The following is a 21,638-nucleotide window of genomic DNA, read 5'->3' as shown; positions in this document are numbered from 1 at the left end:
GTTTGTCTCCTGCCCCTGCCCCTTCGGAAGGTTAGCCCCGGACTCCCTGCGCGTCGAGACGTCCGGGGACCGCAACCTCAGGCGTGACGCAGGACGTTCACCAACCACAGGACCGCCCCCAGAAGGACCGCCCCTTCCAGCACCGGAAAGGCGGGGCCGATCGTGGCCTCGGCCACCCGGCCCGTCATGAGCAGGAACAGGGCCAGCAGAAGCAGCAGCGATCCCACCTGGTGCAGCCAGAAATGCACTTTCGGCAAGGTTCCTTCGGCAAGGCCCGGAATCAGGCGGTAGCCGATGCCGAAGACCGTCATCAGCGTGAAGCCAAGCAGGTTGATATGGGCATGGATCGGCGCGAGCGTGTGGTCGCCGCTGCCCCCCATGTAGGCACCGAACACAATGCCAACCACAAGATATATAGCGCCCATCACGATGAAACCACGAGATATGGACATGTCTGTTCCCCGTTCGCCGGGCTCTATCGGCCCGGTGCGACAAAAGGTAGCAGGTCCGCCCCGCAGCACCAAGGATTTCATGCAATCATGCGAATGCGTTTACGGCTTTCGGCCCGCCGCCTCGCGCAGGGCCTGCAGAGCGGCCCGGGTGCAGGTGACGATATGCGCGAAGCGGTCGCCCCCGAGATGGACGCCGCCATACCAGCGCGTGACGACGACGATGCGGTCCGGCACAGCCTCTCGCTCCAGCATCTTCAGGATCACCGCGCCGGCCCCGGCCTCGCCGTCGTCGTTCTTCAGCGGCCCGCCATCCGCCAGAAGCGCTGCCCAACTGTGATGGGTGGCCTTGGCGAACTTGCGGCGCTGGCGCAGGGACAGCAGAAACGCGTCGATCTCGGACCGACTTGTCACGCAGCCCGTGGCGACAGCATAGCGCGACCCGCGGTCGCGCAAGATGTCATCCAGAACGATCATGGGCCGCAGCCTAGGCGATCCGCGGACCCCGGACCAGACGCGGCGCGCGCTGCCCCGGCCGTCAGCCCAGCGCCTCGATCTCGGCCTTGTTCGGGCAGAAGTCCGGCATCGACTGTGCCGCACCGGAGCAGATCAGCCAGCGTTCGCATTCCGGCGCGCGCCCGCAGGCGGCACAGCGAGAGATCAGGTCCTCCAGCTCGTCGCGCTGCAGCCAGCCTTCCACCACCGCGCGCGGCAGGTTCACGCCCGAAATCCGTGCCATGCCGCGGGTGAGCCACCAGGCTTTCGGTGCCTCGGGATACCCGATCATTGTCATGCCCTCCCGGCTATCCTGATGCAGGATGCGCTGCGACCGGGTCGCCTGCCTTGACCCAGATCAAGACCCCTGGAGCCGCCGAACCGTTGCCAGGACCACCGCCTTGCGCTGGCCGTTCGGCGGATGGCTGCCGAGGAACTTGTCGCCCGGATCGGGCAGGCGGTCGAAGAACCCGGTTCCACGCACCGGATCATAGCCCGCGACCAGCGCGATCTCGGCGCCGAGCGCGTCAGCCTCCAGCTCGAAGGACTTGGAATAGCTGCGCGCCGCAGCCTCTGCCCCCAGGTTCTGCGCAGCCCTCACCTCTTCAGGTGACAACCCGCTTGCCTGCGCCAGGACACCCGCCAGAATTGCGCCGGACATCGCCTGGTCCTGACGCTTCGGGATATGACCCTCGATGTGGTGCGAGGCCTCATGCCCCAGGACAAACGCCAGCTCGTCCGGGTTCCGCGCATCGGCGATCAGGGCCAGGGTGAACCCGATCACCGGGCGGTTGAAACTGTCGAGCGTCTGGAAGGCGTTCGGCGGCTGACCGGGCCGGTCGTCGATGACGATGCGGAAGTCGCAGTTCCGCGCCACACCCCGATCCCGGCAGTAGCGCTCGGCCACCGGCTCGACCCGCGCGATCACGGTCAGGAAGTTCTCGGCCGCCGCCCGCGCAGGCTGGACCGGGGCGGTTGCCTTCGTCGGCACGGCCGGGGGGACCGAGTAGGTGGAGACGCAACCGCCCAAGGCGAGGGACAGCGCGAGAAGCAGGGGAAGACGCATGCGAAACCTCGACCGTGGCGGGCAAACCTAGCAAATCCATGGCCAAGCGAAAGGGTGGCTCACAAAGCTGTCAGGACATCGAATCCGTTGCCGGGGCGCGGACAGGCGGCTAGCCTGCGCATATGTTCACCATCGAGCACGAATTCGACGCCACCGTGATCACGCTCGTAGACGAAGGCGGCGATCTTCCGCTTCTCGACGACATCGTGATCAACGCCTTCGAGGATTGCGTGACGGTCGAGCAGGTCGATCCGCAGACGGACGAGGTTTTGCGCATCACCTTGTCGATGACGCAGCTCCGCGATCTTGCCGCCGCGCTGAACCTGCCGGAAGGCAGCTACAGGCTGGAGCGGAAGACCTAGTCCAGCCGGAACAGCTTGTCCCGCGCCGTTGCTCCCCGGACGAGCTTCAGTCGCGTCTTGGCCACGCCCATCGCCTTCGCCAGCGCCGCGCGGGCGGCTTCCGTGGCCTTGCCGCCTTCCGGCGTCTCCGTGACGGCGACGCGGATCTGGCCCTCGACCAGGTCCACCCCGGCCCGGCGGGCATTCGGGGTGACACGAACGGCAATGGCGGCGCCGGGTTGGGCAAGGTGGGTCAGGTCGGTCATGCGCCTTTGAATGCCATGCGCTCGCGCCGGGCAAGAGGCCAAGTCCCTTCGCAGAGATTTGTCCCCCGGTGCCGCACCCCCGCCACTGGCCAAGCTGCCCCGCCGTCCCTACTGTCGACGGACCTGCAGGAGACGCGACCGATGAAAACCGCCTTCTTCTCCGACGAACGCTGCTTCTGGCATGGCGGCGGCAACTATGCGTTCACCCTGCCAGTTGCGGGCCTGGTCCAGCCCGTCACCGGCGGCTTGCCCGAAAACCCGGAAACCAAGCGGCGCCTGCGGAACCTGATCGAGGTCACGGGCCTGACCCGCCACCTGTCGATGCGCGGGGCAGAGGCAGCCACGAAGGAAGACCTCCTCCGTGTCCACCCCGACAGCTACCTGTCGGCCTTCAAGGCGGCCTCCGACGCGGGCGGCGGCGAACTCGGGTTGCGCACGCCGTTCGGCGCGGGCGGCTACGAAATCGCCGCACTGTCGGCCGGACTGGCGAAGACCGCCCTTCGCTCAGTTCTGACAGGAGAGGCGCGGAACGCCTATTCCCTGTCCCGCCCGCCGGGACATCATTGCACGGCGGATTTTCCGAACGGCTTCTGCCTTCTGAACAACATCGCCGTGGCAATCCGTGCAGCGCAGGCCGAGGGGCTGGTCCGGCGCGTCGCGGTGATCGACTGGGACGTCCACCATGGCAACGGCACCGAGGCGATCTTCTGGGAAGACCCCGACGTGCTGACGATCAGCCTGCATCAGGAGAGAAACTATCCGCTGGATACCGGCGGGATCGAGGCGCAGGGTGCAGGTGCGGGCAAGGGCCTCAACCTCAACCTGCCTCTGCCCCCAGGCACCGGCCACGCCAGCTATCTTTACGCGATGGAGCGGGTGGTCCTGCCCGCGCTCGACCGCTTCCAACCGCAAGCGATCATCGTCGCCTGCGGCTTCGACGCGGCGGCGGTCGATCCGCTGGGGCGGATGCTCTGCACCGCCGAAACCTTCCGTGAGATGACCCGCATGGTCATGCAGGCCGCCGACCGGCTCTGTGACGGCAAGCTGACCCTCGTCCACGAAGGCGGCTATTCCGAGGTCTATGTCCCGTTCTGCGGCCATGCCGTGCTGGAGGAGCTGTCGGGCGCCCCTGTCACCGCCCCCGACCCTCTCGCCGCAACGCTGGCCAAGCGGCAGCCCGACGCGCGGTTCGACGCCTTCGCGCGCGGCTGGATCGACGAAGCGGCAATAGCACTCGGCCTTTAGCGCTCCGGGGGGCGACACATCGCTGTTGCCGGGCCTCACCGCCTGGTAGCGATCAGCTCGCCTTGACCAGCGTATCGATGAAACGGGCGAACAACTCCCCCTGCGAACCGATGCCAAGCTTGGCATAGATGTTGCGCCGGTGGATGCGCACCGTGCCGGAGGATATGTTCAGGATCTGGCTGATCGCTTCCGCCGAGTATCCCTTCAGCGTATACTCGGCGACCTCGCGTTCGCGTGGGGTCAACAACCCCTCACCGAACCGCTGAAAGCTGCGTTCGATCTGCGGGCCTGCCGTGCCCGCACCCCTCGCATCGGTCGTGTCAAACCGGGCCGAAAGGTCGTTCCAATGCCGTCGGACGGCAGCCTCGACCACTGGCCACGCGGTGCGCAGCGTCGCGATTTCCCGTGCCGAGAACACCTTGTCGGACCGCATGAGCGACAGGACGATCATCGCGCCGGGTTCCGTTTCGACGAAGAAGCCGATCTCCTCGGCCAAGCCGGTCCGCGCGTAGTAGCTGCGGAAGTACTCACCCTGATAGAACCGGTCGGGCGCCAGATCGCGCAAGCGGTACAGACCTGCCGCGACCGGCCTCGTTGCGGCAAGGTAGAAGGGGTCAAGCAGATAGGGGCCAGCCTGATAGTCGGTCACGAAGATCGCGTGCTTGCTGCGCGGAAAGTCGTCGTAAAGGTCCAGCGGCCGCGCCGTGCCGCGATAGCCGAAGATGACGGTGAAGTCATGATGCGCTATGCTGCGAAGGAAATCTGCCAGGCAGCGGGGAAACTCGGGCAACCCTTCGGCCGCGATCATGCGGCCGATCTGCTCGAACTGACGCTCTATGCTCATTTCCCGGTCTTTTCGCGAACCTATGCATTTTGTGATATATACATCCATTCGCGCCATTTCTACGATTCCTGTGTTTCCAAGGCATAGGCATGGCTGCAGGACGTGTGACGCAAGTGGATGACTCTCCCATCGCAGAGCTTCGCGGCACCACCAAGCGTTTTGGCTCGGTTGTCGCGGCACGGAACCTGAACCTCGCCATCCGCCCGGGCGAGTTCCTGTCGTTCCTCGGCCCCTCCGGCTGCGGCAAGACGACGGCCCTGCGCATGTTGGCCGGGTTCGAAACGCCGTCCGAAGGCGCCGTGTTCCTGGACGGGCGCCAGATGAACGACGTGCCTGCGCATCGCCGCCCGGTCAACATGGTGTTCCAGCACTATGCCCTGTTCCCGCACCTGACCGTGGCCGAGAACATCTCCTACGGGCTGAGGCAGCGCCGCCCGAAACCTTCGAAAGCGCAGATCGACGCCGCTGTCGAACGCGCGCTGGAAACCATGCGCCTGCCGGGCTTCGGGCCCCGGCGCATCTGGGAAATGTCCGGCGGCCAGCAACAGCGCGTGGCACTTGCCCGGGCGATCGTCAACGAGCCGAAAGTGCTTCTTCTCGATGAGCCGATGGCAGCCTTGGACAAGAAGCTGCGCCATGACATGCAGATCGAACTGCAGACCCTCCAGCGGCAACTGGGCATCACCTTCGTGCTGGTGACGCACGACCAGGAGGAAGCGCTGTCGATGTCGGACCGGATCTGCATCATGCGCGACGGCGAGATCGCCCAGGTCGGCAGCCCCCGCGACCTGTATGACCGCCCGACAAGCCGCTACGTTGCAGATTTTGTCGGCAAGTCCAACTTCTTCGATGGCCGCATCGAGCGGCTTGACGGTTCCACGGCAAAGCTCGTCGGACCCGGAGGCACGATCTTTGTCGGCCACGCCAATGAAGGGCTGGGCAGCGACCAGCCTGCGACAGCCAGCCTTCGCCCCGAACAGATCAGCCTGACACGCGACGCGGGCGGCCTGCCCGTCACCGTCGTCAACCGCATCTTCCTGGGCGAGCACACCGAATACCTGGTGAGGAACCCTGACCTCGGTCCGTTCCTCGTGCTTGCCTCGCGCCAGGCCGAAGCGGGCACCCACAATTTCGAACCGGGAGAAACCGGATATGCAAGCTGGCGCGAGGGCGCGGCCCTTATCCTCAGCAAAGACTGAAAACCAACGGGGAGACTGAACATGACCGACCGGAATGACTTCATCTCACGCGAAAGATTCATGGCCGAGCTTTACCGCTACAAGAAGGGCTCGGTCACGCGCCGGCATTTCCTGGGCGTGACGGGGCTTGGCGCCGCGACGGCAGTCCTGGGTGCGGCGATGCCGGGCCTGCGTTCCGCCGCCTGGGCGCAAGGCGCAATCGGCGACCGTGTCGCGCTGGCGACCTGGCCCAACTACCACGACCCGGCCAACTTCGAGGCCTTCACCGCCGCAACCGGCGCCGCCGTCGAGGTCAACGTCTTCGGCTCGAACGAAGAGATGCTGGCCAAACTGCAGGCCGGCGGATCGGGCTGGGATGTCTTCGTGCCGACGAACTACACGATCACGACCTATGTCGGCGAAGACCTGATCGAACCCTTGGACCTTGCCAAGATCCCGAACTACGACCCCGCCGCGTTCAACCAGCGCTTCGCCGGGCCGGGCACGGTGGACGGCAAGGTCTATGCCGTGTCCAAGAACTGGGGCACCACCGGCTTTGCCGTGAACACCTCGAACCTTGGCGACAAACCCAAGCCGACCACCTGGAAAGAATTCTGGGACCTGACCATGACCGACTTCAGCGGACGGACCATGGTGCATGACTATCAGCTGACCACCATCGGCAACGCGCTGAAATATTTCGGCTATTCGTTCAACTCGATCGACCCCAAGGAACTGGCCGATGCCGAGAAGCTGCTCTTGGACGCCAAGCCGCATCTCTTCGCCATCTCGTCGGACTACCAGCCGTCGATGCGGTCGGGCGATGCCTGGATGACGATCTGCTGGACCGGCGACGGCAAGCAGATGAACCGCGACATGCCGGAAATCGAGTATGTCCTCGGCAAGGAAGGCGGCGAACTGTGGTCGGACTTCTATGCCATCCCGAAAGGCGCGCCGCATATGGATGCCGCCTATGCGCTGATCAACTTCCTGCTCGACCCGGCGGTGAACGCCAAGGAAGCCCTGTTCCACGGCTATCCCACCGCAGACAGCCGGGTGGATGCGCTGATGCCGCCCGAGGTTCTGGCAGACCCGATCCTCTACCCGGCGAAAGAGCTTCTGGATGCGCTGGAATTCGGCGCAGCCGTCACGCTGACCGACCCCAATCGCGCCGAACTGATGGCGCGCTTCAAGTCGGCCTGACCTGATGACGCCAAGGCTGAGGACAGGACTCCTGCTCGCGCCCGCCGCGCTCTGGCTTCTGGCCATGCTCGTGCTGCCGCTGGTGGTCGTCCTTGTCTTCAGCTTTGGCGAACGCGCGGCGGCGGGTGGGTATTCCGCCGCCTTCACGCTGGAGAACTTCGCCAATCTCGGCACCCGGTGGGCGGCGTTCAAGAACACCCTGATGCTCGCCCCGGTCGGCACGTTCCTCTGCCTGCTGATCGCCTATCCGCTGGCCTACTACCTTGCGGTCAAGGCGGACCGGAAATGGCGAACGCTGCTCCTGATCCTGGTGATCGTGCCCTTCTGGACCTCGATCCTGATCCGCTCCTACGCCTGGATCTACCTCCTGGGCGGCCAGGGCATCCCAAGGCTGTTCGACAGCCTCGGCCTTGGCAATCCGCGCCTGATCAATACACCCTTCGCCGTGCTGACCGGCATCGTCTACGGCTATCTGCCGCTGATGGTCTTCCCGATCTTTGTCAGCCTGGAACGGCTGGACAAGCGCCTCCTCGAAGCCTCCGCCGACCTCGGCAGCCCGCCCTGGCGCAGCTTCCTGCAAGTCACGCTCCCGCTCTCCATGCCGGGGGTCGCCACCGGCTGCATGCTGGTCTTCATCCTGCTGATGGGGGAATTCCTGATCCCGGCGATGCTCGGGGGCGGCAAGGTGTTCTTTGTCGGCAATGCACTGGTCGATCTTTTCCTGCAATCGCGCAACTGGCCCTTCGGGGCGGCGGTCGCGGTCGCGCTTGTCGTCATCATGCTTGTCACCGTCACCGGCTACATGCGCGCCACGCGCAAGTGGTCCGGCGGCCGCGACGACGTTTCGCTGATGTGAGGGCGCGATGAGGCTCTACGCGCTTGCCGTCTATCTGTTCCTCTATGTCCCGATCGGGGTCATCGCGGTCTTTTCCTTCAACGCCGGGCGGCACGCGGCACAACTTCAGGGCTTCTCGACCCAGTGGTATGGCAAGGCCCTGTCAAACCCCTTCGTGATGGAGGCGCTGCAGACCAGCGCCATCGTCGCCGGCGCCTCCGCCGCGCTGGCCACCATCGCGGGCACGCTTGCCGCCCTGGCCCTTCAGGGGGTGGGCGGCAAGCCCAGGGCGATCTTCGACGCGCTTCTCTACATTGCGGTCATGGTGCCGGGCATCGTGATCGGCATCGCGACCCTGATCGCACTGGTCACGCTCTTTGACTGGGTCAACCCGGTCCTTGCCGCGCTATGGCCCCTTGCCGATCAGGCGCCGCAACTTCACCTCGGCAAGGGCTCCCTCATTGCCGCACACGGGCTCTTCGCCATGGCGCTGGTCGTCATCATCGTGCGGGCGCGCGTTGCGGGCATGGACCGCAGCCTTGTCGAAGCCTCGGCGGATCTCGGCGCCACGCCCTGGGGTACCTTCCGCCAGGTCACTTTGCCGCAAATCTTCCCCGCCATCCTCGCCGGGTTCCTGCTCTCCTTCACCTTCAGTTTCGATGACTTCATCATCGCCTTCTTCGTCGCCGGGTCCGAGACGACGCTGCCGATCTACGTCTTCTCCTCGATCCGCCGGGGCGTGACGCCCGAGATCAACGCCATAGGCACGATGGTCCTTGCCGTCTCGCTCGTGACCCTCGTCGTCGCCCAGTCGATCCTGCAGCGCGGCCGCGGCCGTGGCGCGGCCTGAACAAAGGAACCCCCGGTGCTTCTGAAGGATCGCGTGGCATTTTTGACTGGGGCCGGCGCAGGCATTGGCCGGGCCGGGGCACTGGCTCTCGCCAGGAACGGTGCGCGCGTCGTGGTAAGCGACCTTGATCCAGCCCGGGCCCATGCCGTCGCCGATGCGATTGTCGCATCGGGTGGCCAGGCCGAGGCCCTGGGTCTGGACGTGACCATCGACACCGACCTGGAAGACGCGATCATCGGAACCGAGCGCCGCTTCGGGCGACTCGACATCCTGCATTCCCACGCGGGAATTCAGATCCCCGGCGGTCTTGAGGACGTAAGCGCAGCCGACATGGACCTGTCCTGGCGGCTGAATGTCCGCGCGCATTTCGTCGCCGCCCGTGCCGCAATGACGATGATGAAACCTCGGCGGACAGGGTCGATCATCATCACCTCCTCGAACTCGGGCGTCCAATATGACCGCGAGATGATCGCCTACTGCACGACGAAGCACGCGGTTGTGGCGATGGTCCGGCAGATCGCCGTGGACTACGCGCGCCACGGCATCCGCTGCAACGCGCTCTGTCCCGGTTTCGTGGATACCGTGTTCAATGCGGGGTTTGAAACCCAGATGGGCGGGCGCGCGGCGCTTGAAACCTACGTTTCCGACGCCATTCCGATGGGGCGCTGGGGCAGTGCAGAGGAAATTGCCGAAAGCATCGTCTATCTCGCCTCGGACCAGTCCTCCTTCATGACGGGGCACGCGCTGGTGATCGACGGGGCGGAATCGATCTAGGTCCCATGACCCCGGAACGCTGCGCCTGGAACGGACGCCGTCCAGGGACCGGTCACTTCAGCTTGATGCAGAAGTGCTTGCGGACCGGCTTTTCGATCTTCCAGGTGCCTTTGAACCCCGGTTCGACCACGAAGGCATCGCCCGGACGCAGGGTCACGGGTGCCGCACCCTCCGGCGTGATGGTGATCTGGCCATCGATCAGATGCACGAATTCGTAGAACTTGTAGGCCGCGTGCCAGGTGCCAAGTGTGGCCTCCCATGTCCCGCTGATCACGCTGCCGTCGATCGAGGTATGCTGCACCCAGGTTTTCATCGTGGGGGTGCCCTCGATCTTGGTCCAGCCTTCCAGGTCGGTCAGCATCGGCTCGGGGCCGGGGGCGGGGAAGCGGAAAACCATGTCGCTCATGTCAGTCGTTCCTTGAATTGGCGTCATCCCGATTGGTAGGGCGGGCCCGACGGCCTGTCCATAGGCCGTGCAGGGAAACGGATTTCTCCACCGGGAAAGCCTGCCAATGCGCAGACGAATGGTCTATGTCTGCCGCGACTCAAACGGAAGGAACCGCAATGTCGATCCGTGCAGCCAGGGCGACCGACGCCGACCATCTGACGCGCTTCATCAACATGGCGGCCGACGACCTGCCCCTGCACTTCTGGAAACGGTCGGTCGGGACCGAAGGCGACCCCTGGGCCTACGGCCGGGAACGGGCTGCGCGCGAGACGGGCAACTTCTCCTACCGCAACGCCTGGCTTGCGGAAGCCGACGGCGAGGTGGCCGCCTGCCTTCTGGGCTACGCCGCCGACCCCGAGCCCACGCCCATCGACCCCGACACCCCGCCGATCTTCGTGCCGCTCCTGCAGCTGGAGGCGCTGGCGCCGGGGTCCTGGTATCTGAACGTACTGGCGACCTACGCTGCCCACCGCGGCAAGGGCCTCGCCTCCGCCCTTCTGGCCAAGGCCGAAGATGTCGCCCGCCAGGGCGGCCACCAGACCATCAGCCTGATCGCCGAGGATACCCACCAGGACGCCCTGCGCCTCTACCGCGCCAAGGGCTTCCGCGAAATCGCCCGTCGGCCGCTCGTCAAGGGCGACTGGCAGGTCGATGCGACGGAGTGGATCCTGTTCGTGAAGCCGCTCTGAAGGCTTAGTGCCCCAGGATCTGGCTCAGGAACAGCTTCGTCCGCTCGCTCTTCGGATTGTTGAAGAACTCCTTCGGCTCGTTCTGCTCGACGATCTGGCCCTGGTCCATGAAGATCACCCGGTTCGCCACCGCCTGAGCGAAGCCCATCTCGTGCGTCACGCACAGCATGGTCATGCCTTCCTTGGCCAGCTCGATCATGGTGTCGAGCACCTCCTTGATCATCTCGGGGTCAAGGGCCGAGGTCGGCTCGTCGAACAGCATGATCCGCGGCTTCATGCACAAGGAGCGCGCGATCGCCACCCGCTGCTGCTGGCCGCCGGACAACTGGCCGGGATACTTGTGCGCCTGCTCCGGGATCTTCACCTTCTGCAGGAAATACATCGCCGTTTCCTCGGCTTCGCGCTTCGGCACCTTGCGCACCCAGATCGGCGCCAGCGTGAGGTTTTCGAGGATCGTCAGATGCGGGAACAGGTTGAAGTGCTGGAACACCATGCCCACTTCCGACCGCACCTTGTCGATGTTCTTCAGGTCGTTGGTCAGCTCGGTCCCGTCGACGATGATATGGCCCTGCTGGTGTTCCTCCAGCCGGTTGATGCAGCGGATCAGCGTCGATTTGCCCGACCCCGACGGCCCGCAGATCACGATCCGCTCGCCCCGCTGCACCGTCATGTTGATGTCGCGCAGGACGTGGAACTGCCCGTACCACTTGTTCATGCCGGTGATCTGGATCGCGACTTCGTCCGAAACCTGCATTTTTGCTGCTTCTGCCATGATGTGCCCTTAGCGATGATCGGTCTTCAGCTTGCGTTCCAGGTACATGGAATAGCGCGACATGCTGAAGCAGATGAGGAAGAAGATGACGCCGACAAAGATGTAGGGCTCCCAGTAGATGCCCTTCCAGGCGATGTCGGCACGGACGATCTGCGTGACCCCCTTCAGAGGGTCCATCAGGCCCACGAAGGCCACCAGTGTGGTATCCTTGAAAAGCCCGATGAAGGTGGACACGATGGCCGGGATCGACACCTTCAGCGCCTGCGGCAGGATGATCAGCCGCTGCGCCCGCCAGTAGTCCAGCCCCAGCGCATCCGCCGCCTCGTACTGGCCCCGCGGCAGGGCGGCAAGGCCCCCCCGGATCACCTCGGCCAGATAGGCGGCAGCGAAGAAGGTCACAAGGATGATCACCCGCAGGATGATGTCGAAATTGGTGCCCGGCGGCAGGAAGTACTGCAACAGCAGCGAGGCGGTGAAGAGGAGCGTGATCAGCGGCACGCCGCGGATGAACTCGATGAACCCGACCGACAGCGACTTGACGATCAGCATGTCCGACTGGCGGCCAAGCGCCAGCAGGATGCCGATGGGCAAAGAGAAGGTGATGCCGGTCACGCCGATGACGATGGCCAGGAGGAAGCCGCCGAACTGGTCGGAGTTGATGCTCTGCAGGAAAATGGGAAACGCGCCATGCAGCGCCGAAACGACGGGCGCCTCGGCGTAAAGCCACCAGAGCACAGCCGCGACGATCCCGGCCCCAGCCGCCGGTGCCAGCCCGATCAGGGGCGAGGCCAGGCGGAATACGGCGTAAAGGACGCCAAAGCCCGCCATCGCCACGATGGGCGACCAGATCGACCCGCCCCACAACAGCCAGAAGCACAGCGCCGGATAGATCAGGGTGAACCACAGCAGTCTGCCCGGCATCATCTGCGCCAGGGCCAGAAGCCCCCCGATCAGGACAAGCGCGAGGACAAAGGGCAGCCCCGGCGCCGAGGCGAGGTACAGCGTCACCAGGAGGTAGGCCGCCACGACGCCAAGGATGATGGACAGGTTGCGCTTCTGCCCGGCGAACAGCACCGGGGCGAGGGCCGCGAACAACAGCCCGAAGGACAGTACCGGCCGCCACCACTGGGCGGGCGGATAGAAGCCGAACAGGAACTGGTGCCAGCGCTCGCGGATCATCGCCCAGCAGGCCCCGGTTGCGCCTTCGCCGGCATTGGCCGCGACGATCTGGCGGCACTCGCCCAGCGACGAGGCATTCCAGACCGAATTCAACCACCAGGGTAGAGAGGCGGTGACAAGCCACCAGATCGCCCCCAACCCGGCCACGGTCAGCGCGATGTTCAGGGGCGTGGAGAACAGGTTCTCGCGCAGCCATTTCACCGCCCCGCGTTCGCCCACGGGGGGCAGGACGGGCGGCAGCATTGTGTCGCGAACGAAGGTGACGGTTTCAGCGTGGGTCTCGCTCATCTCAGCGCACCTTCAGCTGGACGGATCGGTTGTACATGTTCATCAGCGTGGAAATCGTCAGGCTGATGGTCAGATAGATCAGCATCATCAACAACATGCACTCCAGCTCTCTCCCCGTCTGGTTCAGCGTGATGCCCCCCAGCGTGCCGCGCAGGTCCAGATAGCTGACCGCGATCCCCAGCGAGGTGTTCTTGGTCAGGTTCAGGTACTGGCTGATCAGCGGCGGAATGATCACCCGCAGCGCCTGCGGCAGGATGATCAGGCTCATGGTGCGGTTCGGCCGCAAGCCCAGCGCGAAGGCGGCCTCGCTTTGCCCGCGGCTGATCGCCATGATCCCCGCCCGCACGATCTCGGCGATGAAGGCGGCGGTGTAAAGCGTCAGGGCGATCAGAAGCGCGGTAAAGCTGTGCGCGACCAGGATGCCACCCTGGAAGTTGAACCCCTTCAGCGCCGGAATCTCCAGATGGAAGCCCAAGGCGACCAGAAGCGCGATGACCGGGGCGAACAGCACCAGAAGCGACTTCCACCAGGTCACGGGCCGAACGCCGGTGGATTCCTGCGTCGCCCGCGCCGAAGCAACGATGCGGTGGTTGACCCAGATCGACGCGGCGATCAGCGCCGCGATGGCCCAGAAGGTCAGGTTCAGCGACATGAACCCAAGGTCGAGCGTCCCAAGCCCCCGCTCGAACAGCGGCGCGGGGATGTTCGTGCCGCGGTTCGTGACGGCAATCGAGTCGAACAGCATCATGGACGCCTTCGGCGCCTCTCCCGCCGCGATCATCTCGTCCGTGACCTTGAAGTCCTTCGGCAGCGGGGTCACTTCGGACAGGATCACATAGGACAAGAGGATCCAGAGAAGCAGCGGCACGTTGCGGAAGGTCTCGACATAGACCGTCATCAACCGGCTGACGAGCCAGTTCCTCGACAGGCGCAGGACACCGACGACCACACCCAGGATGGTCGCGAAGATGCAGCCGAAGAAGGCGACGACGGCGGTGTTCAGAAGCCCGACCAGAAGCGCCCGGAAGTGGTTGTCGTCATTGGTATAGGGGATCAGGTGCTGGCCGATGTCGTAGCCGGCACGCTGCCAGAGGAAGCCGTAGTTGAATTCCTTGCCGCGCAAGGCCAGGTTGTGGACTGTGTTGTTCAAGAGCCAGGCCACCGCCATGGCGAAAAGAACCAGCACGACCAGCTGGATCGTGTAGGACCGGTAGCGCGTATCGTAGATAAGCATCGAGAGCCGAAAGCCCTCTTTCGGCACGTCCGTTGCCATTGCCATGGCTTCCCCCTGTCTCCTGCGGGCAGCCCCGATTTTCCGGTGGCGGTGAGGTCAGGCCTCGATCCTTGCAGGCATCTTGCTTCGAAAAAGACGGGGGCGCCCATAGGCGCCCCCAAGGATCCGGATCAACGGAAGGGCGGGGCGTATTGCAGGCCGCCCTGGGTCCACAGCGCGTTCAGGCCGCGGGCCAGGTTGATGGTCGTGCCTTCGCCGATGTTGCGCGAGAAGATCTCGCCATAGTTGCCGACGGCAGCGATGGCATTCTTGAAGGCCGCGTTGTCGAGCCCGAACTTCGCCCCCATGTCGCCCGAGGCGCCGAGCAGACGCTTGACTTCCTCGTCCGTGGTCGAGGCCAGCACTTCCTCGACGTTGGCCTTGGTGATGCCCTTCTCTTCGGCGATCAGCAGGGCGTAGTAGGTCCAGCGGACGATGTCGCCCCAGTTGTTGTCGCCATGGCGGACGACCGGGCCGAGCGGCTCTTTCGAGATGATCTCGGGCAGGATGATGTGGTTGTCGGCATCCGGCATGGTCGCGCGGCTGGCGGCCAGGCCCGAGGCGTCGGTGGTGTAGGTATCGCAGGCGCCGGCCAGGTACTGGCGCTGCGCCTCCGAATCGTCCGCCACCGTGACGGGCTGATAGGTGATGTTGTTCTGCTTGAAGAAGTCGGCGAGGTTCAGTTCCGTGGTGGTGCCGGTCTGGATGCAGACGGTGGCGCCATCAAGCTCTTTCGCCGAGGAAACGCCCAGGTCCTTCTTCACCATGAAGCCCTGGCCGTCGTAGTAGTTCACCGCCACGAAATCCAGCGCCAGCTCGCTGTCGCGCGAGGCGGTCCAGGTCGAGTTGCGGGCCAGGAGGTCAACCTCCCCCGACTGGAGCGCGGTAAAGCGGGTCTCGCCGGTGGTCGGGATGAACTTCACCTTGTTCGGGTCGCCCAGAACCGCAGCCGCCACGGCGCGGCACAGGTCGACGTCGAAGCCGGTCCAGTTGCCGCTGGCATCCGGATTGCCGAAGCCGGTCAGGCCGGTGTTCGACCCGCACAGAAGCTCGCCGCGCGCCTTGACGTCGTCAAGCGTACCGGCCAGCGCCACTCCCGAGACCAGCGTCGTGGCCGCGAGCGCGCCGAAGAATACGGATTTTTTCATTCTTACCTCTTCCTGAGTAGACGGCCCTTCCACGGGCCATGTTTTTTGTTGGTGCGAGCAGATCGCACCTGGGTTTTTGCAGAGGGCTCGGCCCCCCACTGCTGCCAGTTTCGGCGAAAGCGCTTTTGCAGGTCAAGCGGCCTCTGAGGCTTTCAGGAAAATCGCTTGTTTTCCCGGCGAGAAAGAGGGCGATTGGCCTTCCCGCCCTGCATTGCGCAGAGTTTGGGCAAGAATGTTACCCACACAATCCATAGAATCGGTCAGCTTGCAGGAAGGCAGAGCGTTTGCGGGCGGCAACATCGGCCGCTTCCTCATCCTCGCCCCAGAGCGCGATCTCCCAATCCTCGTCGATGCGCGACAGGATCCAGGCGGCCTCGGCATCCAGCCGCTTCCGCGTCACCGCCAGAGCCAGGACCAGCGAGCCGGAGATTGCGACAAGGTCATGGAAGGCCGAAAGCTGGAAGGGCGACATCGCCTCGACCAGGTCCGCAAGCCGGGCGATGCTGTCCGGGTCCTGGTCGACGGGCATGACGCCGGAGGTGACGGCCAGCGGGGCATCCAGCTCTTCCGCCGCCCAGAGCAAGAGCGGATCCCACGCCGCCGCCTGCCGTTCGACCAGCTCGACCGGGTCCTCTGCGCGGTAGCACAACAGATCGCTTTCACCGTAGGCCGCAAGCATCGCGGCCACGGCCCCGAACTGCGGCGCCACCTTGTCGATCGCCGAATTCGCCGTGCGCGTGAACGGCATCGCCTCGGGGTCGACCTTGGCCGCCTGCGCCTGCCATTCCGCGGCCACGGCCTCGGCCAGCGCCAGCGTCGGCAGGATCAACGGCGCTTTCAACGGCGTGCGCACCGGTCGCGCGTCCAGTTGCACGGTGAAGCCGCCCTCGGCAGGCACGACAGTCTCGGTCTTCCAGAATCGCCGGGCAGACCAGACGCTCACCGGATCACCTCGAACGGGTCGGCGGGAACATCGTCCACCTTCCAGTCCAGAAGCTTCCAGGTCCGGGCCATATGCTCCGGCAAGGGCGCCACGAAGGTCATTTCCTTCTTCAGGATCGGATGTTCGATTGTCAGGCTGCGCGCGTGCAGGTGCAGCTTCTTCGACAGATCGCCGCCCGCGCCCGCGCCCCAGCCGTCACCCATGTTCTCGGTCTCGCCGCCGCCATACTTGCCGTCGCCCAGGATCGGATGCCCGATCTCGGCCATATGCGCGCGCAGCTGGTGCGTGCGGCCCGTCACTGGCTCCAGTGCCATCCAGGACAGTCGCGTGCCCAGGAACCAGAGGGTGAAGTAATCGGTATGCGCCCGTTTCGCATCCGGGTGCTCGGCCAGCTTCGCCGGGTGGACGCAGAGCATCTTCTCGCCCTCGCCCCCCCTGCCCCGGCCCGGTGCCTTCTCCAACGCGAACTTGATCGAGCCCTGCTTCGGGTGCGGCACACCCGCGACCACCGCCCAATAGATCTTCCGGGCAGCCCGGTGCCGCAGCGCCTCGGACAGCGCCCGGGCCACCCGGTCGGTGCGGGCCAGCATCAGGACGCCGGACGTGTCCTTGTCCAGCCGGTGAACCAGCTTCGGCTTGTCCTTGTAGCCGAACTTCAGCGCCTCGGCCAATCCGTCGACATGGCGGTCGCCCTGCCCCGACCCACCCTGCGACGGCAGGCCCGCAGGCTTGTTCAAGACGATGAGGTGCTCGTCCTTGAACAGGACCGCCGCCTGGATCATCCGCGCATCCGCCGCCGAAACGCCCTGCACCCGGGCCTCGGTCCTTGGCGCGGCATCGGGCAGCGGCGGCACCCGCACGGTCTGCCCCGGCACCACCCGGTCGGACGCCTTGACGCGCCCGCTGTCGACGCGGATCTGTCCCGTGCGGCACAGCTTCTCCACCGCGACCTGGTTCAGTTGGGGAAACCGTCGGCGCAGCCACTTGTCCAGCCGCTGCTCGCCCTCGTCTTCGGTCACGGTCAGGGTCTGGACGGTCATGTCAGGCTCCGGGCAAGGGCCACGCCAAGCGCGACAGCGATCAGGGACAGGGCGACCGAGATCAGGACATAGGACGCAGCCTGCAGGGTGTGGCCCTGTTCCACCAGCTTCAGCGTGTCCAGCGAAAAGGCGGAAAAGGTGGTGAAGCCGCCAAGCGCCCCGGTCATCAGGAACAGCTGCCAGCCGGCGCGGGCGTCCAGAAGGATGAACAGCGCCCCGATCACGAAGCTGCCCAGCACGTTGACCGCAGCCACACCCCAGGGCGCGCCGATGGCCGAGACCATCAGGTAGCGCAGGACAGAGCCCACAGCGCCGCCAAGCGCGATCAGGGGAAGGGTCAGGGACATTGCCGTCCTTTGCGGCGAGGCGGGCGGTTTGTCAATGCGGCGGCAGTGGAACTGGCCGCCGCCGATTCGCCGCGCATGGTTAACGGCTTTGCAGCCATACGCGCGTAGAGACGGAAGGAAGACGGTTTCCACACCGAAAGAAGACGGTGGGAATGTTCGAAAAGTGCAAGGGTTAAGCCAACGTTTCAAGGCGTTTCGCTGTCCTGCCCCGGGGTGTTGCGTGCCTTGTTGCCGAACCCGCTTCACCCATCGTTAACCAGGATCAGCCTTCGTGCCGCTTCGCCCGAAGCTTCGCGAAATACTCTACCCGCTTCTTCAGCTCGCGCTCGAACCCCCGCTCGGGTGGCAGATACCAGACCGGTCGCTTCATCCCCTCGGGGAAATAGTTCTGCCCCGAAAACCCGTCCTCGGCGTCGTGGTCATAGGCATAGCCCGACCCATAGCCCTGCTCCTTCATCATCCGCGTCGGAGCATTCAGGATATGCTTCGGCGGCATCAGGCTCCCCGTCTCCCTCGCCGCCGCCCGCGCTGCCTTGTAGGCCGTGTAGACCGCGTTCGACTTCGGCGCGAGCGCCAGGTAGACCACCGCCTGCGCCAGCGCCAGCTCCCCTTCGGGCGAGCCCAGCCGCTCGTAAGTCTGCCATCCGTCAAGACAAACCGCCTCGGCCTGCGGGTCGGCAAGGCCGATATCCTCCACCGCCATCCGGGTGATCCGCCGGGCCAGGAACCTGGGATCCTCGCCCCCCTCCAGCATCCGGGCGAACCAGTAAAGCGCCGCGTCAGGATCGCTACCCCGCACCGATTTGTGCAGCGCCGAGATCAGGTTGTAATGCTCGTCCCCCGACTTGTCGTATTTCGCCGCCCGCCGCATCAGCCGCTGCGCCACCTGGTCGCGAGTCAGCGTGCCTTCCACCTTCCACGCCGCCACCTGCTCGATCAGGTTCAGAAGCGCCCGCCCGTCGCCGTCCGCCATCTCCAGCATCGCTTCGCGCGCCTCGCCCTTCAGCGGCAGGGGGCGGCCCAACTCCTGCTCGGCCCTTTGCGCCAGACGCTCCAGATCGGCCAGGGAAAGCCGTTCCAGGACAATGACTTGCGCCCGCGATAACAGCGCCGCATTCAGTTCGAAGCTGGGGTTTTCGGTGGTCGCCCCGACCAGAAGGATCGTCCCGTCCTCCATATGTGGCAGGAAGCCGTCCTGCTGTGCCTTGTTGAATCGATGGATCTCGTCGACGAAAAGAAGCGTCCCCTTGCCGTTCGTCCGCCGAAGCTTCGCCGCCTCGAACACCTTCCGCAGCTCGGGCACCCCGGTGAAGATCGCGCTGACCTGAACAAAGGCAAGGTCGGTCTCATCCGCCAGCAACCTGGCAATGGTGGTCTTGCCGACCCCCGGCGGCCCCCAGAGGATGAGCGAGGACAGCGATCCCGCCGCCAGCATTGCCCCAAGAGGACCGTTGGGTGACAGGACCTTCTCCTGCCCGATCACCTCCGACAATGACTTTGGCCGCAGCCGGTCGGCGAGCGGACGGGGTCCGCCGTCGCGGGACTGGGAGGATGGGGTGTCGAACAGATCGGCCATGGCGCAACTCTAGCCCTGCGGCGCGTCGGACAGAAGCCAGAAGCGCACGCCCGCACCTGCGGGCTTCGGGCAGGACGCCGAGACGCGCCGACCGGGCGAAACCTGCAATCCTGCGCAACTCGGTCCCATCACTGGCCACGGTGGCGCCAAAGTTCAATCCGAACTGCGCCGCTTCCTTGACATGGCAATTGGGTTCCGGAGTGCCGGATCACTTCACCTGATCCGGCCGGTGCGGGAATAGCCCCAAGCCGTCATCGGGTCACGCAGGACATATCCGTTCTCGGAATAATGTTCGACCCTGCGCTGGTCATGGTCTGGAAAACGAAAAGCTGCGAGCTGAAGTGAATACGCAGGCCAATGAAATAACCTGCAGGAGCAATTGGTGCGATCTCACCCAACTCGACGTCGATATGCGCCCAGATACTCATCTTCAATCTTCACTCGACATGAATCACGCGCCGCGCAGCGCCATGGCTTCGGAAACAACGTTCCAATCCCAAGTCGCGCTAGCCGCGGGAAGACGTGGCGGCGAAATGTCGCGTTCAATGCAGCTTCGTCGCCATGCTGATCGTGACGCAGACGGAACGGCTTCCGCCCGTGTCCATCACCGGACCCGAAGGAATGCAGTCCAGACCGACGCGACGTGCCAGGCGTGGCGAATTCTCGGGGATGATGCCCAGAAGCGTGGTTGCGCCCAGGTTGCGCGCCGAGACGACCATCTCGTGGATCAGCTGCATCTGCACCCGCAGACGCTCGGCGGCCGGAACCTCGTTCGCGACGAAGACGCGGCTCGATTCCCAGATATTGGGGTCGACCGGCGCCTCGAAATTCAAGAGATCGCGCGGAATGGTTTCCAGAAGGCCACGCTGCGCATCGCGGATCATGTAGGTGTAGATGCCGCAGCGGTGCGTCGTCGGCGTCAGACGGACACCGGCCATGACTTCGCCATCCTTGTGAACGCAGACCCACCGGCTGGCCGGCGTGTCATACTGGTCGAACTCCATTCCGTTGGCTTCCGGCAGATCCCATTTGGCGTTCTGGATGAAGGTCCGGTGCCGGGCCCGAAACATGTTCGCGAACAGCTCGCCATGATTGTGGAGGTTGTCATATGACAACGTCGTAGCTTCCATTCCTCACTCTCCTTCTTCTGGTCCGTCAAACCTTCGAAGGGGACAGCCTGACTCAAAGCAGCCGATATTCCCGGGCCTTCCGGATCGCTTCCGAGGCTGTCCGCGCCTCCAGCCGGATACGAGCCGACTGAACGCGCGCCTTGAAGGCGCTTTCCGTGATGCCAAGTTTTTCCGCCGCCGCAGCATGCCGGTCCCCATTGGCAAGGCATTGCAACGCCTCGATCTGCGCTTTCGTCAGGTCGGAGGGTGGCTTTGCCTCTATGTGCAGCTGAATAGTCACTTCCTTGAGATGGCCTATTTCCTCGTCAGTGAATTCACGGTCAGAGCGGCTGACGCCGACAATCGAGCGCGAAGTTATCGGACCGTAAGAAGAAACAGCGCCGTACTTGAGCCCGTGGCTCGCAGCTTTCTTCATCACACCGAACGGGTCGGGTAGGGGTATCGCGCTCCACCGCGTGGTGCCTTCGACGCCGACGCCCCAGAACACCAGCGGGTCGCGAAGGTAGTAGGAATGGCTGTTGTAGTGGTCGACCCAGGCGGCGGGATACGAGCTCTTGTAGATCAACGGGGTCGCAAATCGGATATGCAGCCCGACGGTGTAGCCCATGGGGGCCAGCCTATCGAGCTGTTCAAGCAGCACAGCTATCGCCTTCCGTTCGGACATTCCCGATCACATCCTTACTCGCACCTTGATTCTACTGAAAATTGATCTTGGTCCTTACGGATTTCTTTTCAAGCTAGCACTTGCATGGCGGAAAGAAGTTAAGAATTCAACCTTTTCAATGAAGAAGGCCCGCCGGTCGGCGGGCCATCTGCGGTTGAGTGACTTAGTTGCCTCAGGCTTCGGCAGCTTCTGACCGCGCGCGGTCCGCAGCACCCTTGGCCGAAGAATCCCGGTCGACGAATTCGATGATCGCCATCGGCGCCATGTCGCCATAGCGGAAACCGGCCTTCAGGATACGGACATACCCGCCCTGGCGGTCCTTGTAGCGGGGCCCGAGGATCTCGAACAGGCGCGCGACATGCTTGTCTTCCTTGAGCTGGGCATCGGCCTGGCGACGGGCATGCAGGTCGCCCCGCTTGGCCAGCGTGATCAGCTTCTCGACGATCGGGCGAAGTTCCTTGGCCTTGGGCAGGGTGGTCTTGATCTGCTCGTGCTCGATCAGCGAGCCGGCCATGTTGGCGAACAGCGCCTTGCGGTGTTCGTGGGTACGGTTCAGGCGGCGGTAGCCGCGGGCGTGACGCATGATGGTCTCCTA

26 protein-coding genes are annotated in these 21,638 nt (G+C 64.6%); 8 read left to right on the top strand and 18 right to left on the bottom strand.

The window, feature by feature from the left end; translation table 11 throughout:
* Positions 1-77: 77 nt before the first annotated feature.
* The 4 genes from JNL31_RS13325 to JNL31_RS13310 form a co-directional block, all read right to left on the bottom strand.
* A complete protein-coding gene (locus JNL31_RS13325) occupies positions 78-452 on the bottom strand; it encodes a hypothetical protein (RefSeq protein ID WP_294974031.1) in 375 nt (124 codons plus the stop codon).
* 99 nt (positions 453-551) lie between these two features.
* Positions 552-926: a YigZ family protein gene (locus JNL31_RS13320; RefSeq protein WP_294974027.1), complete on the bottom strand. Its 375-nt coding sequence runs from the start codon at positions 924-926 to the stop codon at positions 552-554.
* A 61-nt stretch (positions 927-987) separates the two neighbouring features.
* Positions 988-1,242: a DUF6455 family protein gene (locus JNL31_RS13315; protein ID WP_294974025.1), complete on the bottom strand. Its 255-nt coding sequence runs from the start codon at positions 1,240-1,242 to the stop codon at positions 988-990.
* A gap of 60 nt (positions 1,243-1,302) precedes the next feature.
* Positions 1,303-2,010 carry a M48 family metallopeptidase gene (locus JNL31_RS13310; protein WP_294974024.1) on the bottom strand — a complete coding sequence of 236 codons (708 nt, stop codon included), beginning with the start codon at positions 2,008-2,010 and terminating at the stop codon, positions 1,303-1,305.
* A 122-nt stretch (positions 2,011-2,132) separates the two neighbouring features.
* Here JNL31_RS13310 and JNL31_RS13305 point away from each other — a divergent pair, with 122 nt between their 5' ends.
* Positions 2,133-2,372, top strand: a complete 240-nt coding sequence (locus JNL31_RS13305; RefSeq protein ID WP_294974022.1) for a hypothetical protein — start codon at positions 2,133-2,135, stop codon at positions 2,370-2,372.
* Here JNL31_RS13305 and JNL31_RS13300 read toward each other — a convergent pair.
* Entirely contained in the window at positions 2,369-2,617 is a 249-nt protein-coding gene (locus JNL31_RS13300) for a DUF167 domain-containing protein (protein ID WP_294974020.1), read from the bottom strand. The two genes, JNL31_RS13305 and JNL31_RS13300, sit on opposite strands and share 4 nt — an antisense overlap.
* Before the next feature lie 141 nt (positions 2,618-2,758).
* Between JNL31_RS13300 and JNL31_RS13295 the strand changes: the two genes are divergently transcribed.
* Positions 2,759-3,862, top strand: a complete 1,104-nt coding sequence (locus JNL31_RS13295; protein ID WP_294974018.1) for a class II histone deacetylase — start codon at positions 2,759-2,761, stop codon at positions 3,860-3,862.
* Positions 3,863-3,914: 52 nt separating this feature from the next.
* Here the strand turns inward: JNL31_RS13295 and JNL31_RS13290 are convergent, their stop codons facing one another.
* Positions 3,915-4,706 (bottom strand): helix-turn-helix transcriptional regulator, encoded by a 792-nt coding sequence (locus JNL31_RS13290; protein ID WP_294974015.1) that lies wholly within the window; start codon positions 4,704-4,706, stop codon positions 3,915-3,917.
* Between the two features lie 89 nt (positions 4,707-4,795).
* On the opposite strand from JNL31_RS13290, the gene JNL31_RS13285 reads away from it, so the two are divergent.
* The 5 genes from JNL31_RS13285 to JNL31_RS13265 are packed head-to-tail and all read left to right on the top strand — an operon-like array spanning position 4,796 to position 9,546.
* Positions 4,796-5,905, top strand: coding sequence for an ABC transporter ATP-binding protein (locus JNL31_RS13285; protein ID WP_294974012.1), 1,110 nt, complete (start codon positions 4,796-4,798; stop codon positions 5,903-5,905).
* 21 nt (positions 5,906-5,926) lie between these two features.
* Positions 5,927-7,087, top strand: coding sequence for a spermidine/putrescine ABC transporter substrate-binding protein (locus JNL31_RS13280; protein WP_294974010.1), 1,161 nt, complete (start codon positions 5,927-5,929; stop codon positions 7,085-7,087).
* Positions 7,088-7,091: 4 nt separating this feature from the next.
* Entirely contained in the window at positions 7,092-7,943 is an 852-nt protein-coding gene (locus tag JNL31_RS13275; protein WP_294974008.1) for an ABC transporter permease, read from the top strand.
* 7 nt (positions 7,944-7,950) lie between these two features.
* On the top strand, positions 7,951-8,772 hold the full coding sequence (locus tag JNL31_RS13270) for an ABC transporter permease (RefSeq protein WP_294974006.1): 822 nt from the start codon (positions 7,951-7,953) through the stop codon (positions 8,770-8,772).
* 15 nt (positions 8,773-8,787) lie between these two features.
* Positions 8,788-9,546: an SDR family oxidoreductase gene (locus tag JNL31_RS13265; RefSeq protein WP_294974004.1), complete on the top strand. Its 759-nt coding sequence runs from the start codon at positions 8,788-8,790 to the stop codon at positions 9,544-9,546.
* A gap of 52 nt (positions 9,547-9,598) precedes the next feature.
* Here JNL31_RS13265 and JNL31_RS13260 read toward each other — a convergent pair whose 3' ends face one another.
* The gene (locus JNL31_RS13260) at positions 9,599-9,952 is read right to left on the bottom strand and encodes a cupin domain-containing protein (protein WP_294974001.1); all 354 of its coding nucleotides are present in this window, start codon (positions 9,950-9,952) and stop codon (positions 9,599-9,601) included.
* A gap of 158 nt (positions 9,953-10,110) precedes the next feature.
* Between JNL31_RS13260 and JNL31_RS13255 the strand changes: the two genes are divergently transcribed.
* Positions 10,111-10,683 (top strand): GNAT family N-acetyltransferase, encoded by a 573-nt coding sequence (locus JNL31_RS13255; protein WP_294973998.1) that lies wholly within the window; start codon positions 10,111-10,113, stop codon positions 10,681-10,683.
* A 4-nt stretch (positions 10,684-10,687) separates the two neighbouring features.
* Here the strand turns inward: JNL31_RS13255 and JNL31_RS13250 are convergent, their stop codons facing one another.
* From JNL31_RS13250 to rplQ, 11 genes are all read right to left on the bottom strand, one after another.
* Positions 10,688-11,455, bottom strand: a complete 768-nt coding sequence (locus JNL31_RS13250) for an amino acid ABC transporter ATP-binding protein (protein WP_294973995.1) — start codon at positions 11,453-11,455, stop codon at positions 10,688-10,690.
* Positions 11,456-11,464: 9 nt separating this feature from the next.
* On the bottom strand, positions 11,465-12,922 hold the full coding sequence (locus JNL31_RS13245; RefSeq protein WP_294973992.1) for an amino acid ABC transporter permease: 1,458 nt from the start codon (positions 12,920-12,922) through the stop codon (positions 11,465-11,467).
* Between the two features lies 1 nt (position 12,923).
* Positions 12,924-14,201: an ABC transporter permease subunit gene (locus JNL31_RS13240; RefSeq protein ID WP_294973990.1), complete on the bottom strand. Its 1,278-nt coding sequence runs from the start codon at positions 14,199-14,201 to the stop codon at positions 12,924-12,926.
* 125 nt (positions 14,202-14,326) lie between these two features.
* Positions 14,327-15,343: an amino acid ABC transporter substrate-binding protein gene (locus tag JNL31_RS13235; RefSeq protein WP_294973987.1), complete on the bottom strand. Its 1,017-nt coding sequence runs from the start codon at positions 15,341-15,343 to the stop codon at positions 14,327-14,329.
* Positions 15,344-15,578: 235 nt separating this feature from the next.
* Complete coding sequence (locus JNL31_RS13230; protein ID WP_294973985.1) at positions 15,579-16,286, bottom strand: ATP12 family chaperone protein; 708 nt, start codon at positions 16,284-16,286, stop codon at positions 15,579-15,581.
* A complete protein-coding gene (locus JNL31_RS13225) occupies positions 16,283-17,326 on the bottom strand; it encodes an RluA family pseudouridine synthase (RefSeq protein ID WP_294973982.1) in 1,044 nt (347 codons plus the stop codon). The genes JNL31_RS13230 and JNL31_RS13225 overlap by 4 nt, the downstream gene beginning before the upstream one ends.
* The gene (crcB, locus tag JNL31_RS13220) at positions 17,323-17,673 is read right to left on the bottom strand and encodes a fluoride efflux transporter CrcB (protein ID WP_294973980.1); all 351 of its coding nucleotides are present in this window, start codon (positions 17,671-17,673) and stop codon (positions 17,323-17,325) included. The genes JNL31_RS13225 and crcB overlap by 4 nt, the downstream gene beginning before the upstream one ends.
* 262 nt (positions 17,674-17,935) lie before the next feature.
* A complete protein-coding gene (locus tag JNL31_RS13215) occupies positions 17,936-19,249 on the bottom strand; it encodes a replication-associated recombination protein A (protein ID WP_294973978.1) in 1,314 nt (437 codons plus the stop codon).
* 542 nt (positions 19,250-19,791) lie between these two features.
* Positions 19,792-20,379 (bottom strand): acyl-homoserine-lactone synthase, encoded by a 588-nt coding sequence (locus JNL31_RS13210; RefSeq protein ID WP_294973975.1) that lies wholly within the window; start codon positions 20,377-20,379, stop codon positions 19,792-19,794.
* Between the two features lie 52 nt (positions 20,380-20,431).
* Positions 20,432-20,986, bottom strand: coding sequence for an autoinducer binding domain-containing protein (locus JNL31_RS13205; protein ID WP_366928947.1), 555 nt, complete (start codon positions 20,984-20,986; stop codon positions 20,432-20,434).
* A 229-nt stretch (positions 20,987-21,215) separates the two neighbouring features.
* Positions 21,216-21,626: a 50S ribosomal protein L17 gene (gene rplQ / locus JNL31_RS13200; RefSeq protein ID WP_294973970.1), complete on the bottom strand. Its 411-nt coding sequence runs from the start codon at positions 21,624-21,626 to the stop codon at positions 21,216-21,218.
* Positions 21,627-21,638 lie beyond the last annotated feature (12 nt).

Source organism: Tabrizicola sp. (assembly GCF_016792905.1).
In the GTDB taxonomy this organism is placed as follows: domain Bacteria; phylum Pseudomonadota; class Alphaproteobacteria; order Rhodobacterales; family Rhodobacteraceae; genus Tabrizicola.
The sequence above is the reverse complement of the archived record's forward strand: the minus strand, read 5'-3'. Positions and strand labels throughout refer to the sequence as shown.

What these genes read in the sequence shown, in the direction of transcription:
- JNL31_RS13305 (WP_294974022.1), top strand. Translation starts at nt 2,133, where the DNA reads ATGTTCACCATCGAGCACGAATTCGACGCCACCGTGATCACGCTCGTA.
- JNL31_RS13280 (WP_294974010.1), top strand. Translation starts at nt 5,927, where the DNA reads ATGACCGACCGGAATGACTTCATCTCACGCGAAAGATTCATGGCCGAG.
- JNL31_RS13235 (WP_294973987.1), bottom strand. Translation starts at nt 15,343, where the DNA reads ATGAAAAAATCCGTATTCTTCGGCGCGCTCGCGGCCACGACGCTGGTC.
- JNL31_RS13260 (WP_294974001.1), bottom strand. Translation starts at nt 9,952, where the DNA reads ATGAGCGACATGGTTTTCCGCTTCCCCGCCCCCGGCCCCGAGCCGATG.
- JNL31_RS13290 (WP_294974015.1), bottom strand. Translation starts at nt 4,706, where the DNA reads ATGAGCATAGAGCGTCAGTTCGAGCAGATCGGCCGCATGATCGCGGCC.
- JNL31_RS13205 (WP_366928947.1), bottom strand. Translation starts at nt 20,986, where the DNA reads ATGGGCTACACCGTCGGGCTGCATATCCGATTTGCGACCCCGTTGATC.
- crcB (WP_294973980.1), bottom strand. Translation starts at nt 17,673, where the DNA reads ATGTCCCTGACCCTTCCCCTGATCGCGCTTGGCGGCGCTGTGGGCTCT.
- JNL31_RS13295 (WP_294974018.1), top strand. Translation starts at nt 2,759, where the DNA reads ATGAAAACCGCCTTCTTCTCCGACGAACGCTGCTTCTGGCATGGCGGC.
- JNL31_RS13240 (WP_294973990.1), bottom strand. Translation starts at nt 14,201, where the DNA reads ATGGCAATGGCAACGGACGTGCCGAAAGAGGGCTTTCGGCTCTCGATG.
- rplQ (WP_294973970.1), bottom strand. Translation starts at nt 21,626, where the DNA reads ATGCGTCACGCCCGCGGCTACCGCCGCCTGAACCGTACCCACGAACAC.
- JNL31_RS13255 (WP_294973998.1), top strand. Translation starts at nt 10,111, where the DNA reads ATGTCGATCCGTGCAGCCAGGGCGACCGACGCCGACCATCTGACGCGC.
- JNL31_RS13210 (WP_294973975.1), bottom strand. Translation starts at nt 20,379, where the DNA reads ATGGAAGCTACGACGTTGTCATATGACAACCTCCACAATCATGGCGAG.
- JNL31_RS13270 (WP_294974006.1), top strand. Translation starts at nt 7,951, where the DNA reads ATGAGGCTCTACGCGCTTGCCGTCTATCTGTTCCTCTATGTCCCGATC.
- JNL31_RS13325 (WP_294974031.1), bottom strand. Translation starts at nt 452, where the DNA reads ATGTCCATATCTCGTGGTTTCATCGTGATGGGCGCTATATATCTTGTG.
- JNL31_RS13300 (WP_294974020.1), bottom strand. Translation starts at nt 2,617, where the DNA reads ATGACCGACCTGACCCACCTTGCCCAACCCGGCGCCGCCATTGCCGTT.
- JNL31_RS13215 (WP_294973978.1), bottom strand. Translation starts at nt 19,249, where the DNA reads ATGGCCGATCTGTTCGACACCCCATCCTCCCAGTCCCGCGACGGCGGA.
- JNL31_RS13275 (WP_294974008.1), top strand. Translation starts at nt 7,092, where the DNA reads ATGACGCCAAGGCTGAGGACAGGACTCCTGCTCGCGCCCGCCGCGCTC.
- JNL31_RS13315 (WP_294974025.1), bottom strand. Translation starts at nt 1,242, where the DNA reads ATGACAATGATCGGGTATCCCGAGGCACCGAAAGCCTGGTGGCTCACC.
- JNL31_RS13245 (WP_294973992.1), bottom strand. Translation starts at nt 12,922, where the DNA reads ATGAGCGAGACCCACGCTGAAACCGTCACCTTCGTTCGCGACACAATG.
- JNL31_RS13250 (WP_294973995.1), bottom strand. Translation starts at nt 11,455, where the DNA reads ATGGCAGAAGCAGCAAAAATGCAGGTTTCGGACGAAGTCGCGATCCAG.
- JNL31_RS13320 (WP_294974027.1), bottom strand. Translation starts at nt 926, where the DNA reads ATGATCGTTCTGGATGACATCTTGCGCGACCGCGGGTCGCGCTATGCT.
- JNL31_RS13225 (WP_294973982.1), bottom strand. Translation starts at nt 17,326, where the DNA reads ATGACCGTCCAGACCCTGACCGTGACCGAAGACGAGGGCGAGCAGCGG.
- JNL31_RS13285 (WP_294974012.1), top strand. Translation starts at nt 4,796, where the DNA reads ATGGCTGCAGGACGTGTGACGCAAGTGGATGACTCTCCCATCGCAGAG.
- JNL31_RS13310 (WP_294974024.1), bottom strand. Translation starts at nt 2,010, where the DNA reads ATGCGTCTTCCCCTGCTTCTCGCGCTGTCCCTCGCCTTGGGCGGTTGC.